Below are 14,734 nucleotides of genomic sequence, written 5' to 3' on the forward strand. Positions count from 1 at the left end.
AATACGAAGGGAGAGGAATAAAATGGACAAATTCATTCCAGAAATAACGTTACATGATGGATTAACGATACCTGTTGTTGGTTTAGGTACATATAATTTAAAAGGGAATCAAGGAGTTCAATCGATTCAATATGCCATTGATCAATTAGGATATCGTTTGATAGATTCTGCTTATAATTATGAAAACGAAGGTACAGTAGGTGAAGCGGTTAGACGAAGTACTGTTTCAAGAGAAGAATTAATTATTACGTCTAAGCTGCCTGGAAGATATCAAGAGTATGAAAAAGCCATGATCGCGATTCAAGAATCACTATATCGTGCGAATTTAGATTATTACGATATTTACCTTATTCATTGGCCAAACCCAAAACAAAATCACTATGTGGAAGCGTGGCAAGCGCTAATCGACGCAAAAAAACATGGACTTATCCGTTCAATTGGTGTATGTAACTTTCTACCTGAACATATGGAACGTCTTGAACAGGAAACGGGTGTGAAACCTAGTTTGAATCAAATTGAATTACATCCATTTTTTAATCAAGCGGATCAAAGAAAGTGGCATGAAAATCATCATGTAGCTACTCAATCTTGGAGTCCATTAGCTCGTGGAAATGATGTACTGGAGATTAGCGCATTACAGCAAATTGCAGATACTTATAAGAAGACTGTTTCACAAGTTATATTACGTTGGCATTATCAACTAGGAGCTATCTCAATTCCAAAATCGGCTTCCCCTGTAAGACAGCTTGAAAACATCTCAATATTTGATTTTGAACTGAATGAAGAAGAAATGGTCCAGATCTCAACAATGTCTCGAACTGATGGCAGATTGAATAATCAAGATCCTGCAACATATGAAGAATTTTAAACTAGCTTTTTATATACAGAATGAGCACATATCGTTAGGTTGAGATATGATTTTAGCCTAATCATTTTCAGATTTTAAGAAAGCGGTGGATAAGATGAAGAAGTTTTTAGTAAATGATCAGTTCTTGGATGAAAATGAAGTCAAACTATCAATCTATGATCGTGGTTATCAATTTGGAGACGGAGTATATGAAGTAATTCGATTTTACAATAAGAAGTACTTTAAATTGAAAGAGCATTTAATCCGTTATATCGAAAGTGCCAGAAAAATTGATATCGATTCAGCACTGGATTTAGAACAGCTGGAATCAATGTTTGAAGAACTATTGGAACGAAACTCTATAGATAACGGATATGTGTATACACAATTAACGAGAGGTACTGCACAACGAAGTCATATTTATAATAAAGAAGAATTAAGCCCCCAATTAATTGCTTATGTTGAACAGGCGAAAAGACCTCTTGAACTAATGGAGAAAGGTGCAACTGCTATTTTACACGAGGATGAAAGATGGACAAAATGTGATATTAAAAGCTTAAATTTACTTGGAAGTGTATTAGCGAAAACAAAAGCAAATAAAGACGGTGCATTTGAAGCGATTTTGCATAGAGGAGATATTGTAACAGAAGGTAGTGTCTCAAATGTATTTGTCTATAAACATAATAAATTATATACATCTCCGGCAAATAATCTTATATTAAATGGGATTACTAGACTTACGATACTTGAAATAGCAAAAGAAATTGGAATTGAGGTTGAAGAAACAACGATAACAGTAGACTTCTTATTGAGTAGTGATGAAGTGTTTACATCAGCAACCGTTTCTGAAATAACTCCGATTATTGAAATTAAAGGTAAAGGTCCTATTGGTCACGGTAAACCTGGTGAGATGACGAAGTTAATTCAAACGAAGTATGAGGAAAAAATTAAACAGTTATAATATTCATTTATCCTGATTTATTTATTAAATCAGGATTTTTATATTGAATAACATAGGTACAGTATATTTCTTCCTTCAATAATTAACTGTTATTTTATTTAAACATCATTAAGCTTTTCTTAATTCTCTGTAAATATAATTATATAATGCTTGTTTAAAAGAATGTAATTATATGGTATTTTAAGAAGGTGCTAAATTTTGGAAGTGTCAGAACGCAAACGAAACGATACGTCTAGTTAGCAAGTAATTCGCGGAGGGTGTTTTGATGAAGTGTACAGATGAGGAAGAATTCATGTGGTGGTATGAACAATATAGCGTATCACTTTTTAAATATATATTCTCTATGGTGCAGGAGTCGCAAACTGCAGAAGATATACTGCAAGAGACATTTTTAAAGGCATATCAATACCAGATACATATAAATGATAAAAATAAGGTGAGAAATTTTCTGTTTCGGATTGCCCATAATTCTACAATGGATTTCTTTAGAAAAGAATCAAAGATAAGAAGATTACTAAATGGACTTTCAAAAGAAACTAAAGTTTATCCTTCTGCGGAAAAGATCGTTGAAGTGAAAGAAGAAAGTAAACGTTTGTTAGATGCCTTAAATGGATTAAAAGTGGCGCAAAAACAAGTGATCCTTTTTAGAAAGGTTCAGGGGTTTTCTATAAGAGAAACAGCAGAGATTTTAAATTGGAGTGAATCAAAGGTTAAAACAACCTTACACAGAGCAAACAAGAATCTTGAGAAGTTGTTGTTAAAGGAGGAAGACTATGAAGAAATCACGTCTTTCACTAGATAAAAAGTTACATACGTTAAACAATGAAATTATCTGGAGCAACGACAGAAAAGCATTACTTAAAGACCAAATTCAGAGCAAAATTTCTCGTCAATCAAATCATCGTCGAAAAAAATATAGATATAGAGCATTCAGAATGACGCTAGCTTGTGTATGTTTATGTTTAATTTGCCTTCTAGTGCTTGCACCATTTCTGGAAAATGGTTTTCGAATGAAAAATAGTAAAGTGCTCAGTGAAGTCGAAAGAGAGCAAACTGTTGCTGAAATTGAAGCATCATATAGAGAACATATATCCGCTTTTAATATAGGTGACTATGAGACGTATCTTGGAACTTTAGGAAAGGAAAGCTCTATAAGATTAACTGATGATTCTTTGAATGAGAAAGGTGCCCAAAAAGGACCAATTGTTATAGAGAAACTTAAGCCATTATTTGCTGATCATCAGACTGTTATCTTGTATTCAGTGGAGGATGTAGCGGTTGAAGCGGAAAAGAATTATAAAAGATATTTATATGTTATTTTTCACAAAGAAGAATCAGACTGGATCATCGCTGAAAAGAACATATTTAAGCAATATAAATATGATAAGGGTAACATAACATTACAATATGATTTATCACATGACGTAAAACAGTCATTAAGTGATAAATATAGTATTGATTTTAAAGTGGAGTAGTTGATTATAAGGATTAGTCCTTTTTCTAGAGGTGATAGGAATGAAGAATAACAACAAGGATAACCGTGAAAAAAGCAAAATTGAGACTGATGATAGTTGGAATAGAACCTTTTATGGAAGCCCAACAATTGGAGGATTTGTTGTAGTAGTCGTCATTGTCTTGTACTTATTGTTTAGCTGATCATTTTTCACACTAGATGATTAAAATGCTATTGGTAAAAGAAAAGTAGATGAAATTGGGGGAGATAGTATGATTCTAGGTTTACATCATGCTCAAATAACCATACCAAAAGGTGCCGAAAAAGAGGGGAGAAATTTCTACTGTGGAATTCTCGGTTTACCTGAGAAGGAAAAGCCCGAATCACTAAAGGAGCGTGGAGGCTTTTGGTTAAAAGTTGGAGATAGAGATGTACATATAGGTACAGAAGATGGTTTTGACCGTTTAAAAACGAAAGCCCATATAGCTTATCAAGTGGAGGATATATCATACTGGAGAAATGTGTTAGAACAAAATGAAATTCAGATAATTGAAGGAGTACCAATCCCAGGTTTTGATCGTTTTGAGTTCAGAGACCCTTTCGGAAACAGAGTGGAAATGATTCAAGAAGTGTAGATATTGATCATTTGGTTTTGAGATAAAGATAAATGACAAAGAGCTTAGGAAAATTTCTAAGCTCTTTTGTATGTGATTTTTAATGTGGTTCAATTGCACTTCATGAGTATCAAACTTTTATTTATTAATTGAAAAATAATTCTTTTTTATTGTTAACTTTCTTAGATTATATACGTTATATAAGCGGAAGGAGGGGAGTTATTGATTGAGGAAGCAGATCTGCACAAATTATTACGTAATAAATCAGACATTATATTTAAGTATCTAATCAAGATTGGAGCAAACCCTCGAGATGCTGAAGATATTGTACAGGATGCATTGTACAAATTTTTGTTGTACATGGACTCAGTGGATGCAAATAAAGTGTTCAGTTGGCTATTTCGCGTAGCAATTAATCGTTACTACGATCTTTGCCGGAAGCAGAAAAAACAAATTCAAATATCGTTGGAAAATTATGAATTAGTTGATGAAGCATCATTACCGGAAGATTATATTGATAACAAAGAACTCAGAAATGATATTCAAATCATACTTGGTCAATTAAAACCCCTGTATAAACAATTATTAGTCATGAAATATGATTTGGAATTAAGCTACGAGGAAATTGCTGAAATGCTGGATCTTAATCCAGGTACATTAAAAACATATTTGTACAGGGCGAGAGAAGCGTTTAAAGAAGTATATAGAAGGGAGTTAGAAAAATATGAATGATAAAGAGAACACTAACAAAGAGCAGGAGCTTTATGATCTGTTTAATGAAAAAGATTCAAACCAAACCTACAATAAAATAGTAAAAAAAGCAAAACTAATCAGTACTCTTCGAACTATTTGCATCACAATTATAGTTGTTCTTATACTATTTGTGGCTTTAGGGTTTGGCTGGCTTTCGCTTATGAGATGGAATCAAGAAAAGGCAATGAAAGATGTCGAACTTTTTAATCAAATTACCCGTCCAAACGTAGAGGAGTTAGGTCCTGAATTTCTAGGAAGAGATTTGTTCAATGGTACATTATCCTATAATAGATACAAAGAAATAGAAGGTACACCAGTTAATTGGAGTGATCAAGTGTTTAATTATAGTATATTTGGAGGGGTAAGAAGTGTAGAGGGAGATCGACAGTTCCAAATTGCTGATAGGAAAGATGGGCAAAATAGATCTTATGATGAAGAAACAAAACAAAGAATGATGCAATTTTATCACCCAAGTGTGGATTATGATTATGTAAGAAATGATCTTAATAATCTTAAAGACTATCCAAGTGAAACATTAATGGAGATGGGACTATCATTTGACCGAAGCTATTCACCTAATGAAGTTCGAGAATTTTTACCAAATAACGTAACGTTAAAGTGGTATTGGGCTGATACATATACAGATGTAGAGCGTCTAAAAGGGGGGGAGGTAACGATTGAAAATAGTGATAAAACAGAAGTAATACCTAGTTTGCCGGAAATATCTACATATATATATGGTTTTGATCACATTTTTACTAATGAAGATGAGTCCGAAAAAAATGAAGAGAGATTTATTGAATATGTTAAAGCAGGTTTAAATAATGAAGGTGGAAAATATTATGGAGAATATGAACGTATATATAGGTATTTAAAAGGAGATCATGCCAATATTTCTCCTCAAAATATCAAGGTTTTAGGTGTTGTTGTGACTGGTAGTGCGAGCGAATTAACAGAGCTTATGAATGTAAAAGAAATCCGTGCTGCAGAATTAGGCGTTACAATTGTTCCGAATAAATAAGTTTATTGATGATCCTTATACATGATAAAAAATTTATTCTGTCTCAATTACTTAAGTAATCTTAGATTTTGAGACAGAATTTATCTTTTTATTTTAACTTTGTATAATATATATTATGTTAACTAGGATAAAAAATTATGCCAAAAGACCACTTTAATCAATGTGGTCCTTAGGCATATCCATCCGATCTACAGCACTTTTTAAATCATCATTTCGTATATGCGTATATATCATCGTTGTTTGAATTGATGAATGCCCCAGTTGGCGTCGTAACTTTGGTACATCGTTGATTTCTGAGTGATATCTTGTAGCAAATGAATGCCTTAATTTGTGTACAGTTAACGAAGGTTTTCCGAAAGCTGCAGCATATTTTTCAATCAGTTTCTCAATTGATCTTGCTGTTAGGCGTCTGGATTTTCCTTTTGGACCCATTGCAGCTGCTACAAATAAGGCTTTATTGTTTTTTTTAACCTTATAGCGATTTCCTCTAATTTTTAAATATTCCTGAAGATCATCCATGGCAATTTTACTGAAGAAAACGAATTGTTCCTTATTTCCTTTACGTATTACGCGAGCTGTATACTTGCTGAAATCTATGTCATCTATATCCAGGTTTACAACCTCTGATAATCGTAGTCCTGAGCCTAATATCAAGGAAACAATGGCCGTATCGCGTTCCTGGTTTAGCTGGTAAAAGTTAAAAAGCTTTTTATTTTCCTTATTCAATTCACCATAATCATGAGCAATAAACCGGCGGAACTTTTCATATTCATCACCAAGGAGAATTTTCCCTTCAATTTTGTTTGCGATTGTTTCCATGCTGTCTTTTAGCTCATTAAACTCAATTTTTGCCATAACATTTCGCTGAATATATGGCTTAAGATCACGAGTTTCAGCAATGTTTTGCAAGTAGTTAAATAGGGACTTTAAAGCGGATAATTTACGATTGACCGTAATTTCTTTGTTATGTAGTTCGTACTGCAATACGTATAAAAAGCTTTCAACTTGCTGAACGGTTAATGTTTCTAACAGTTCTAATGGAATATCTTTTAGATTGCCAGCGTATAGTTGCTCAGACATGATCCAATTGAAGAAAATCTTATAATCATGGCAGTAATTAAGCAAAGATGCTGCGGAAAGTTTTCTGCGTTTATGATCAATGTATTCTTCAACATACCAAGGTAATTCTTTGAGCAACACTTGTAATTTTTTATAATGCTGTTGCTGTGATTCTGAAGCCATTACATACACCTCGAGACGATTTTTCTATACTTTTAGTATAAATTATTGAGTTTATTACGTCAAATTTATATTTTACGTAATAATGTTATTTATCATTCGACAAAAGTTAAATAATGAAATCAATTCTATTAAATAAGCCGTTTGTTCGTTAGCAACTTCAGGTTCTTCTTCTCTTCCTTTATTATTCAGACTGGGTATTTTAGATTTTTCCATCTAATCAAAATACACATGTTTAAATAGCTGTGCCTACCATACATTTTATTTGAAGAATCCTATTTCCGAAATGATTACAGTATTTATGTGAATGATTTCATTATTTTTCTTATGCTTTTGATTTTATTTGGATCAATGAATTCTGAAAAACTTAATTGGTGTCGAACTCCAGAACCAAAGTGAACTTCAGAAATATTCACTTGATCCATAAATTGCGTTAAGTTACCAGTTGTCAATCCAGATCCTGGCATAATTTCAATATGAGAGTTAGCTGATCTTTGTATTAATGATTGAATTTCTTTAACAGCATCAGGGACTTTATTCTTTCCACCCGATGTTAAAATTCGTGATATTTCTTTATAGGACATTAAAATTTCTAAAGATCTTATTGGATCGTGTACTTCATCAAATGCACGGTGGAATGTAATATCCAACCCGTCTGATGCGTCAATCAGTCGATTTAGTGTCTCATGATTAATAGAACGGTCTTCAGTAAGTGCACCGATGACAATTCCACTTGCCCCAAGCTTTTTGCATACTTGAATATCTTTTACCATTGTTTTTACATCATCACGATTGTAGGTGAATGAGTGGCTGTGCGGACGGATCATCACATTTACCGGTATGTTTATTTCGCCACAAACCTGTTCGATCATGCCATAGCTTGGTGTCAATCCACCCTCACCTATACCTGTGACCAGTTCAATTCTATCTGCTCCAGCCTCTTGTGCGTCTTTTGCATCTGTTAAAGAAATGGCAATTACTTCCAAAATCATGTTTATTTAGTCCTTTCTTTTAGCTGACTATCGGCATTTTTCTATATTTCTCTGTCTTCAAAATAAACGAGAAGTGTTTATATGCAGATGTTATATTAGGTGAAGTACCATTGTTATTTTAATAATAGAGTGTGTATAGTTTAAAGCGAGCAGAATCACTGCACCCCGATTGTACGATTGTGTCTAACAATCGGGGTGCAGTACAATGAATGGTGATTGCGAAAATGCTAATAATGTAAGCCCAAATTCTTCGTCCATATAACTGTTATCTTTTAATTTAATTCGATCGTAGAGCAAACTCCCTCACTTTGTCCTTTTCTATCGTTTAAATAAAACGTATTTTCTGTTGCTGGAGAAAATTGTTGAGTTTTACAATATTTTATTCGATAATCTGATGGAGTCATTCCAGTCTTCTCCAAAAATATTCTACTAAAATGAGAAGTGTGTTTGAATCCAGCTTCTAACCCTACTTCTGATATTGACTTTTTTGGTTCAGTTTGCAACAGTCTTTTTGCTCGATTTATTCTGCATCCCATAAGATATTTTATTATGGTTCCTCCAGTCACCTCTTTGAATATATGGGACATATAATATTTACTGATAATGAGGTTTTTTGCAATACTGTCCAATGTTACATTTTCATGATAATGCTGTTCAATCCACAATATTATCCTTCTTACATGTTGTGCTTTTTCAGATTCAACTTGAATCAGCCTATTTAAGTGAGTCTGACTTAGTTCGAAAATTTCAAATAACAGTTGAATCACCAATGTTTGTATTTTTGCCTCACTAAAACGGTTGTTTAATGCCATGTCATACATCACTGATGTATTCTTGCTCTCTTCATATAAATCTGCAATTTTTTCGATCAACTTCTCAATCCGTGACAGCAAATCATCTGGTATGTTACGAAACAAGCAATTGTTAAAAGTATTAAAAGGGCCTAATAATTCAGGAAAGTCAAGAACATCCAGGTTTGATTGAATTAATTCAGAAGAAAAATGAATAACACTTCGTTCATATGGTTCAGGTGGCAACGGATTCGCGCGGTGAAGAGTTAATCCATTCATCAGAATAATATCCCCTGGTTGCAAATAATAAACCTTATTATTGATTAAGTAGTTGCAATTCCCTCTATGAAACATATAAATTTCAAAATCCGAATGAGAATGGAAATCAAAATTGTCTGATTTAGGATTGCCCCTGTTTCGGTAGAAAGCTAGATTACATGTTTTCACCATTACACCTCCCGCCTCCCTTTCTAATGATTATTTAAGCCCGGTTGTCGAAATGCCTTCTACGAGGTACTTTTGAAAGAATAAAAAGATGATAAACACCGGTAACAACGAAACGATTGACATCGCAAACAACGGTCCCCATTCTGTCACTGATGATGGGTCGGAAAACAATCGTAAGCCTAGAGAAACAGTAAATAAATTCGGGTCATTTAGATAAATTAAGGGTCCCATAAAATCGTCCCATGTCCAATAGAAAGAAAAAATAGCAACGGTTGCCAATGTCGGTTTCATCAACGGCAGGATAATTCTGTAAAAGATTCCGAAAGTGCTGCATCCATCAATAACGGCTGCCTCGTCTAATTCTCTTGGAATACCTTTAATAAACTGGATCATTAAAAAAATGAAAAAAGCAGAACCACCAAAGAAAGCTGGTAACGTTAGAGGATTATATGTATTAACCCATCCAAGATTGTGGAACAAAACATACTGTGGGATTAAAGTGACTTGTGTCGGAAGCATAATTGTTCCTAACAAGCAGATAAACAATACTCGTTTAAACTTGAAGTCCAAACGGGCAAATCCAAAAGCGACTAATGAAGATGAGAATAGTGTACCGATTACTACAAGTAATGTTACAAGTCCTGAGTTTAAAAAGAAAGAGCCAAATGTAATACCTCCGAAACCTTTCCAGCCTTGAACATAATTTCCCCATTCCAGAGCGTTAGGAATCAGGGAAGCTGCATTTTTGAATACTTCTGATTCTGGTTTTAAAGAACTAGCCAATGTCCACAAAATTGGATAAAGCATGACAAAACCGATACTTATTGTGAAAAAGTGAAAGACAAAGCTTCTTGTCGATTTTTTCATATTTACTTCCCACCTTCCGACTCATAATAAACCCATGCAGAGGATGACTTGAAGATCAATCCTGTAAATATCGCTACAATAATTAACATAATCCACGCCATTGCTGATGCGTATCCCATTTGAAAAGAAGTAAATCCTTTCTCATATAAATACACCGCATAAAATAACGTTTTGTCGAGTGGACCACCTGCAGTAATTAAAAAGCTTTGCGTAAAGGTCATAAAACCACCAATTACTTGCATGACTAAGTTAAAAAAGATGACAGGCGTCAGCATCGGGAGAGTTATTCTTATAAATTGACTAAATTTGGTTGCACCATCAACTGCCGCAGCCTCATAAAGTTCGACTGGAATTTGTTTCAGTCCGGCTAAAAATATCAACATTGGAGAGCCGAATTGCCAAACAACGAGAAGAATTAACGTCCACAAAGCAAAGTTCGGATCTGCAATCCAGTTCGGTCCTTCCATTCCAAAAATACCAAGAATGCCATTCACTGCTCCCTCCAAACCGAACAGCTGCTTCCACATAACGGCGACAGCTACACTTCCGCCTACGATCGATGGGACATAATAAACAGCCCGGTAAACACCAATTCCACGTCGAGGCTTTACAAATAACATCGCCACAAACAAAGCGAACGCAAGCTTTAATGGAACAGATATAAACACAAACGTAAACGTTACCTTAAGAGCGGTCCAAAATCGCGGGTCTTCTGTAAACATATTGATGTAATTTTCAAGACCGATCCATTTTGGAGTTGTTAACATATCATAATCCGTAAATGACAAATAGAGTGAAGCAATCATTGGACCAATTGTAAAAACAAGAAATCCAAGTAACCATGGTGAAATAAACGCAAGAGCTGTACATTCCTTTTTCAAACTTTTCTTCAAATTAGCGACTTTTGTACGTTGATGAGTAACTACTTCAATATTCGATATCTCTTTTGTGTTTGTATCCGCTTTCAATCTTCGCACCTCCAATGGTATAAAAAATATTTATTTGTTTTTAGTTAATATTTCTGCCGCTTCTTCCCTAAATTGAGTGGCCGCTTCTTCCGCACTGATGTTTCCATAATTTAATCGCTCTATGATTCGATCAAACAATATACCCACTTCACCTGATCCAGGTGGTTCAGGTGGATAAATTGGACTTGAATGAGATTCAACTCGTTCAACATAGTCGAACATCTCTTTCCCTGCATCATTCATTTTTGGTCTTAAATGTTCCCGAACTTTTTTTGAAATAGGGACCCCTCTTTCGGCAGCAAGTAATTCATTGGCTTCTATATCATTTGTAATAAAATCAACAAATTTAGCTGCCGCTTCTTTATGTTTTGAATCTTTTGAGATAGAGAAGAACTGAGACGGTTTTAAATAGAGCCCCTCTTTTCCACCAGAAGTGCTAGGGAAAACAGCTAATTTAATATCCTTTCCTGCTGATTGCTGTAAAGCCACAATTTGGTTGCTGTGAAACCAAAGAAAAGGAGACTTTTCATGAACAATTAACTCATCTTCAAGGCCTTGAATTGCCGATGTTACCTTTGGCGGTGCCGCGATGCCAGCCTTTAACAACTCGTCCCAATATTGAAGGAAGTCTATTAGAAATTTGTCATCTTCATATCCTAGTCCCGTTCCATCACTGTTATAAACTTCAAAGCCATGTTGTCTTAAATAAATGTTAAACCATGGCAGAGCATTTGCTACTCCTCCTGCACCATACATACCTTCCCCGAATTTTTCTTGGAGCTGCATGGAAATGTTTGCGAAATCCTCCCATGTATAACCGGGCTTAAACTCTTCTATTCCTGCTTTTTTAAACATTTCAGGGTTATATGCAATCGCTGGAGAATTCGTGCCTAAATTAACAGCGTAAAGCTTCCCATCAACATATCCTCCTTCAATATACGCCTTACCAACATCACTCAAATCTAGTGTACCTGTTTCAACATATGAGTTCATATCGACAATAAGGTCTCGATCAATATATTCCATTAATTTCGCATAATCCATTTGAATAACGTCAGGCAAGTTTTTACCTGCAGCGGCAGTCGCTAATTTTTGCCAATACCCATCCCAACCTGTAAATTCAGGAATAACGTGTATATCCGGATTTTCTTTTTCAAATAATTGTATAGCTCTTAGGGTTTTATCATGGCGATCCTGAGATCCCCACCAGGTAACTCGAAGCTGAATTTTCCCGTCTTTAACCCCCGTATTTGCACCATTTACTGTAAAACTGCAACCCGACATTAAACCTGCCAGTAAAACGAAAATGACAAGAATAGTTACTTTTTTTTCGTAGAAAGACACTTGGAATTCCTCCTTTGCGGTTAACTTTTGCACAATGATATACATCCATTGATAAATCATCAAGAGTATGTTAACGCTTACAAATTTATATTACTCTAAAAATGTATAAAACTTCTATCCTCCTTCCGACTAGAAGTAACCATGTACTATATCCTCATGATTTTAGAGTTGTTTTAATTATAGTAAAAACCTGAAAACAATGCTTGATCCTCGTTGTGTTTTTTTCTATGAAAAATTAACTCTCGTTGCTGTATAAGTTTATCATTCTATAAAAAACAGGCAGAGACCAAATAGAAGAATCGTAATTCTACACAAATACAAACTCTTCTTGCAAGATTGATTAACACCAAGAAAGCTCTTCGAACTGAGACTAAAACTCAAGCTTTTTTACCGATAACAACATGTTCGGTTGATTTTGGTAACTTTTTTAGTGAGCTTTTAAGAAATTCAGGGTAGAGTACTAGGTGTCCCAGTTCATCTATAGGAACCCACTTGTAAATTAGTCTTTCACCCTCTTCTCCATAAAAAGCCTCGCTACCAAATTTAGGTTGACTTTTAAATGAAACTTCATAATATAAACCTATTTCATGAAAATTTTTATGATTATATTCAAAAAAATTTTCAGTAAACCACAGCAAATTATTTACTATTATATCTAACCCCAGCTCTTCTTTTATTTCTCTCGTAATACTTGTTCGTGAATCTTCTAGTACTTCTACCCTTCCCCCCGGTATAGCCCAATGTTGATCATTTACTTGTTTGTGAACTAGCACATGATTTTTTTCAATCATAATTGCTGCTACCCTATAATTAAAAACAGCTGTTTCCAGGTTAAATGTAGCATCCATTTTTATCTCATCCCCTTTTCAAATAGTTAAGATCATACCTATACTTCTAACATTAGATTATTCTACTTATTGTCTCCATCATCCTCTAGGATTTTTGGATTGTACCCGCTACCTAAAAGAACGTTATCTATTTCTTATCAAGGAATAAACATATGTATCATACGCCTTTTCATTTTGATACATATAATTCCTAAGAATCCCTTCTTTTTGAAATCCTACTTTGGAAAGCAATTGATTAGAAGCTTCATTTTCTGTAAAAACAACAGCTCCTATACGAGTAATGTCTAATTCATCAAATCCATATTGGATTACTTTTAAGACTGCTTCAGAAGTGAAACCCTTTCTCCACTGTTTTGGATGTATTTCGTATCCTATTTCTGCTCGTTTATGTTTAGGAGACCAAGCATTAAATCCAATTGTGCCGATTATTCCCTGTATTCCTTTTCTTTCAATTCCCCAACGAATTCCTTTTTTCTCTTTATAACTGTTTGCAAAAAATTCGACAAACGCTTCAGCTTGCTCTAGATTATTTAACGTCTCATGACCATAATATCTCGTCACATTTTCATTAGAAAAACAAGCAAATATGCCCTCGGCATCATCCCTTGAAATTTCTCTTAATACTAATCTATCTGTTTCTAATCTAGGGAAAATTTCCATCTCCAGGATCCTCCTTGTAGTATATTTCAACTGTGAATGTGTAAGATTGTTACTGCTTCCCGCTTTTGAAATCATAACAATATTATACATAATTACCAAAATTTTAAAAATAAAGTGTAAATCATTTTTAAGCATGCTACATTCGAAATGTACCTAACAATATTAATCGTGAAGGGAAGAATGTATGAATGAAATGTAAAACTGAAACAATTCCAAACTATCGTGTTGCTTATGTACGAAGAGTTGGTCCATATGGTCCTGAAAACATAAAGGTGATGGAGGAATTAAAAAAGTGGGCTAGAGAAAAAGATCTTCTTAAAACAGCAATCCTGTTTGGCATTCCACAAGACAACCCTGAAACCATGCAACCTGAAAACTGCAAATTTGACGCATGTATTGTGATCTCAGAAAACTATGAGATAGATGGAACAATTAGTGTAAAAGAAATTTCAGGTGGGAATTACCTTGTTTACGAAGTCAAACATACAGCAGTAGATATCCAAAAAGCATATGAAAATATTTTATTAGCCATCCAAAACAATGAGTTTGAAATGGATAACAAACCAATTATAGAAAGATACACAGGTGATATAAATACGAATCCTACTTGTGAAATATGCGTCCCTATGAATTGAAAATAGTCATTATGGCAAAATATTTTCTTCTATCCAAACTAAATAACTTATTTTGTGAGATAATATTAATATCTCTTACAAAGAAAGTTGGAACGTTGTGAAAAATAAACAAAATAAATATGAAGTTAATGAAAAAGTTCGTCTTAAGGCTACTAATGAAATTGTAACGATCAGCAACAGCAGTTACGTCGCAAATATGAAGCGATATTCTTATACACTAAAAGAATACCCAAATACGTTTTACTTTGAAGAGGAATTAAATTCGATTTAAGAAATGGCATTCCTGCTAAAAGC

General features: G+C 34.1%; 18 protein-coding genes. 10 read left to right on the forward strand and 8 right to left on the reverse strand.

Translation table 11 applies throughout. From position 1 onward, the window contains the following. Positions 1–22: 22 nt before the first annotated feature. The 8 genes from LC095_RS03820 (at position 23) to LC095_RS03855 (ending at position 5,649) form a co-directional block, all read left to right on the forward strand. Positions 23–868, forward strand: a complete 846-nt coding sequence (locus LC095_RS03820; RefSeq protein WP_226526900.1) for an aldo/keto reductase — start codon at positions 23–25, stop codon at positions 866–868. 94 nt (positions 869–962) lie between these two features. Beyond that, positions 963–1,808 carry a D-amino-acid transaminase gene (gene dat / locus LC095_RS03825; RefSeq protein ID WP_226526901.1) on the forward strand — a complete coding sequence of 282 codons (846 nt, stop codon included), beginning with the start codon at positions 963–965 and terminating at the stop codon, positions 1,806–1,808. Positions 1,809–2,073: 265 nt separating this feature from the next. Continuing rightward, positions 2,074–2,610 carry an RNA polymerase sigma factor gene (locus LC095_RS03830; protein WP_226526902.1) on the forward strand — a complete coding sequence of 179 codons (537 nt, stop codon included), beginning with the start codon at positions 2,074–2,076 and terminating at the stop codon, positions 2,608–2,610. Beyond that, positions 2,582–3,283, forward strand: a complete 702-nt coding sequence (locus tag LC095_RS03835) for a hypothetical protein (protein ID WP_226526903.1) — start codon at positions 2,582–2,584, stop codon at positions 3,281–3,283. The genes LC095_RS03830 and LC095_RS03835 overlap by 29 nt, the downstream gene beginning before the upstream one ends. A 40-nt stretch (positions 3,284–3,323) precedes the next feature. Then, positions 3,324–3,464, forward strand: coding sequence for a hypothetical protein (locus LC095_RS03840; protein ID WP_226526904.1), 141 nt, complete (start codon positions 3,324–3,326; stop codon positions 3,462–3,464). A gap of 69 nt (positions 3,465–3,533) precedes the next feature. After that, entirely contained in the window at positions 3,534–3,896 is a 363-nt protein-coding gene (locus LC095_RS03845) for a VOC family protein (RefSeq protein ID WP_226526905.1), read from the forward strand. 201 nt (positions 3,897–4,097) lie between these two features. After that, the gene (locus LC095_RS03850) at positions 4,098–4,607 is read left to right on the forward strand and encodes an RNA polymerase sigma factor (protein WP_226526906.1); all 510 of its coding nucleotides are present in this window, start codon (positions 4,098–4,100) and stop codon (positions 4,605–4,607) included. After that, complete coding sequence (locus LC095_RS03855) at positions 4,600–5,649, forward strand: anti sigma factor C-terminal domain-containing protein (protein WP_226526907.1); 1,050 nt, start codon at positions 4,600–4,602, stop codon at positions 5,647–5,649. The genes LC095_RS03850 and LC095_RS03855 overlap by 8 nt, the downstream gene beginning before the upstream one ends. Before the next feature lie 153 nt (positions 5,650–5,802). On the opposite strand, the gene xerS is transcribed toward LC095_RS03855, so the two are convergent. From xerS to LC095_RS03895, 8 genes are all read right to left on the reverse strand, one after another. After that, positions 5,803–6,891 (reverse strand): tyrosine recombinase XerS, encoded by a 1,089-nt coding sequence (gene xerS, locus LC095_RS03860; RefSeq protein ID WP_226526908.1) that lies wholly within the window; start codon positions 6,889–6,891, stop codon positions 5,803–5,805. Between the two features lie 296 nt (positions 6,892–7,187). Further along, positions 7,188–7,880, reverse strand: coding sequence for a copper homeostasis protein CutC (locus LC095_RS03865; protein WP_226526909.1), 693 nt, complete (start codon positions 7,878–7,880; stop codon positions 7,188–7,190). A gap of 272 nt (positions 7,881–8,152) precedes the next feature. Then, complete coding sequence (locus LC095_RS03870; RefSeq protein ID WP_226526910.1) at positions 8,153–9,118, reverse strand: AraC family transcriptional regulator; 966 nt, start codon at positions 9,116–9,118, stop codon at positions 8,153–8,155. Between the two features lie 30 nt (positions 9,119–9,148). Then, positions 9,149–9,985, reverse strand: coding sequence for a carbohydrate ABC transporter permease (locus tag LC095_RS03875; RefSeq protein ID WP_078434036.1), 837 nt, complete (start codon positions 9,983–9,985; stop codon positions 9,149–9,151). A 2-nt stretch (positions 9,986–9,987) separates the two neighbouring features. After that, positions 9,988–10,878 carry a carbohydrate ABC transporter permease gene (locus LC095_RS03880; RefSeq protein ID WP_226527115.1) on the reverse strand — a complete coding sequence of 297 codons (891 nt, stop codon included), beginning with the start codon at positions 10,876–10,878 and terminating at the stop codon, positions 9,988–9,990. Between the two features lie 105 nt (positions 10,879–10,983). Then, the gene (locus LC095_RS03885; protein ID WP_226526911.1) at positions 10,984–12,297 is read right to left on the reverse strand and encodes an ABC transporter substrate-binding protein; all 1,314 of its coding nucleotides are present in this window, start codon (positions 12,295–12,297) and stop codon (positions 10,984–10,986) included. Between the two features lie 377 nt (positions 12,298–12,674). Beyond that, positions 12,675–13,145, reverse strand: a complete 471-nt coding sequence (locus LC095_RS03890) for an NUDIX hydrolase (protein ID WP_226526912.1) — start codon at positions 13,143–13,145, stop codon at positions 12,675–12,677. Between the two features lie 123 nt (positions 13,146–13,268). Continuing rightward, the gene (locus LC095_RS03895; RefSeq protein WP_226527116.1) at positions 13,269–13,799 is read right to left on the reverse strand and encodes a GNAT family N-acetyltransferase; all 531 of its coding nucleotides are present in this window, start codon (positions 13,797–13,799) and stop codon (positions 13,269–13,271) included. A gap of 194 nt (positions 13,800–13,993) precedes the next feature. On the opposite strand from LC095_RS03895, the gene LC095_RS03900 reads away from it, so the two are divergent. Next, entirely contained in the window at positions 13,994–14,440 is a 447-nt protein-coding gene (locus LC095_RS03900; RefSeq protein ID WP_226526913.1) for an AraC family transcriptional regulator, read from the forward strand. 97 nt (positions 14,441–14,537) lie between these two features. Further along, a complete protein-coding gene (locus tag LC095_RS03905; protein WP_198025776.1) occupies positions 14,538–14,711 on the forward strand; it encodes a hypothetical protein in 174 nt (57 codons plus the stop codon). Positions 14,712–14,734 lie beyond the last annotated feature (23 nt).

This window comes from Metabacillus niabensis, from assembly GCF_020524345.1.
GTDB lineage: Bacteria > Bacillota > Bacilli > Bacillales > Bacillaceae > Metabacillus > Metabacillus niabensis_B.

What these genes read in the sequence shown, in the direction of transcription:
- LC095_RS03845 (WP_226526905.1), top strand. Translation starts at nt 3,534, where the DNA reads ATGATTCTAGGTTTACATCATGCTCAAATAACCATACCAAAAGGTGCC.
- LC095_RS03830 (WP_226526902.1), top strand. Translation starts at nt 2,074, where the DNA reads ATGAAGTGTACAGATGAGGAAGAATTCATGTGGTGGTATGAACAATAT.
- LC095_RS03875 (WP_078434036.1), bottom strand. Translation starts at nt 9,985, where the DNA reads ATGAAAAAATCGACAAGAAGCTTTGTCTTTCACTTTTTCACAATAAGT.
- LC095_RS03820 (WP_226526900.1), top strand. Translation starts at nt 23, where the DNA reads ATGGACAAATTCATTCCAGAAATAACGTTACATGATGGATTAACGATA.
- LC095_RS03835 (WP_226526903.1), top strand. Translation starts at nt 2,582, where the DNA reads ATGAAGAAATCACGTCTTTCACTAGATAAAAAGTTACATACGTTAAAC.
- LC095_RS03865 (WP_226526909.1), bottom strand. Translation starts at nt 7,880, where the DNA reads ATGATTTTGGAAGTAATTGCCATTTCTTTAACAGATGCAAAAGACGCA.
- LC095_RS03840 (WP_226526904.1), top strand. Translation starts at nt 3,324, where the DNA reads ATGAAGAATAACAACAAGGATAACCGTGAAAAAAGCAAAATTGAGACT.
- LC095_RS03855 (WP_226526907.1), top strand. Translation starts at nt 4,600, where the DNA reads ATGAATGATAAAGAGAACACTAACAAAGAGCAGGAGCTTTATGATCTG.
- dat (WP_226526901.1), top strand. Translation starts at nt 963, where the DNA reads ATGAAGAAGTTTTTAGTAAATGATCAGTTCTTGGATGAAAATGAAGTC.
- xerS (WP_226526908.1), bottom strand. Translation starts at nt 6,891, where the DNA reads ATGGCTTCAGAATCACAGCAACAGCATTATAAAAAATTACAAGTGTTG.
- LC095_RS03890 (WP_226526912.1), bottom strand. Translation starts at nt 13,145, where the DNA reads ATGGATGCTACATTTAACCTGGAAACAGCTGTTTTTAATTATAGGGTA.
- LC095_RS03900 (WP_226526913.1), top strand. Translation starts at nt 13,994, where the DNA reads ATGAAATGTAAAACTGAAACAATTCCAAACTATCGTGTTGCTTATGTA.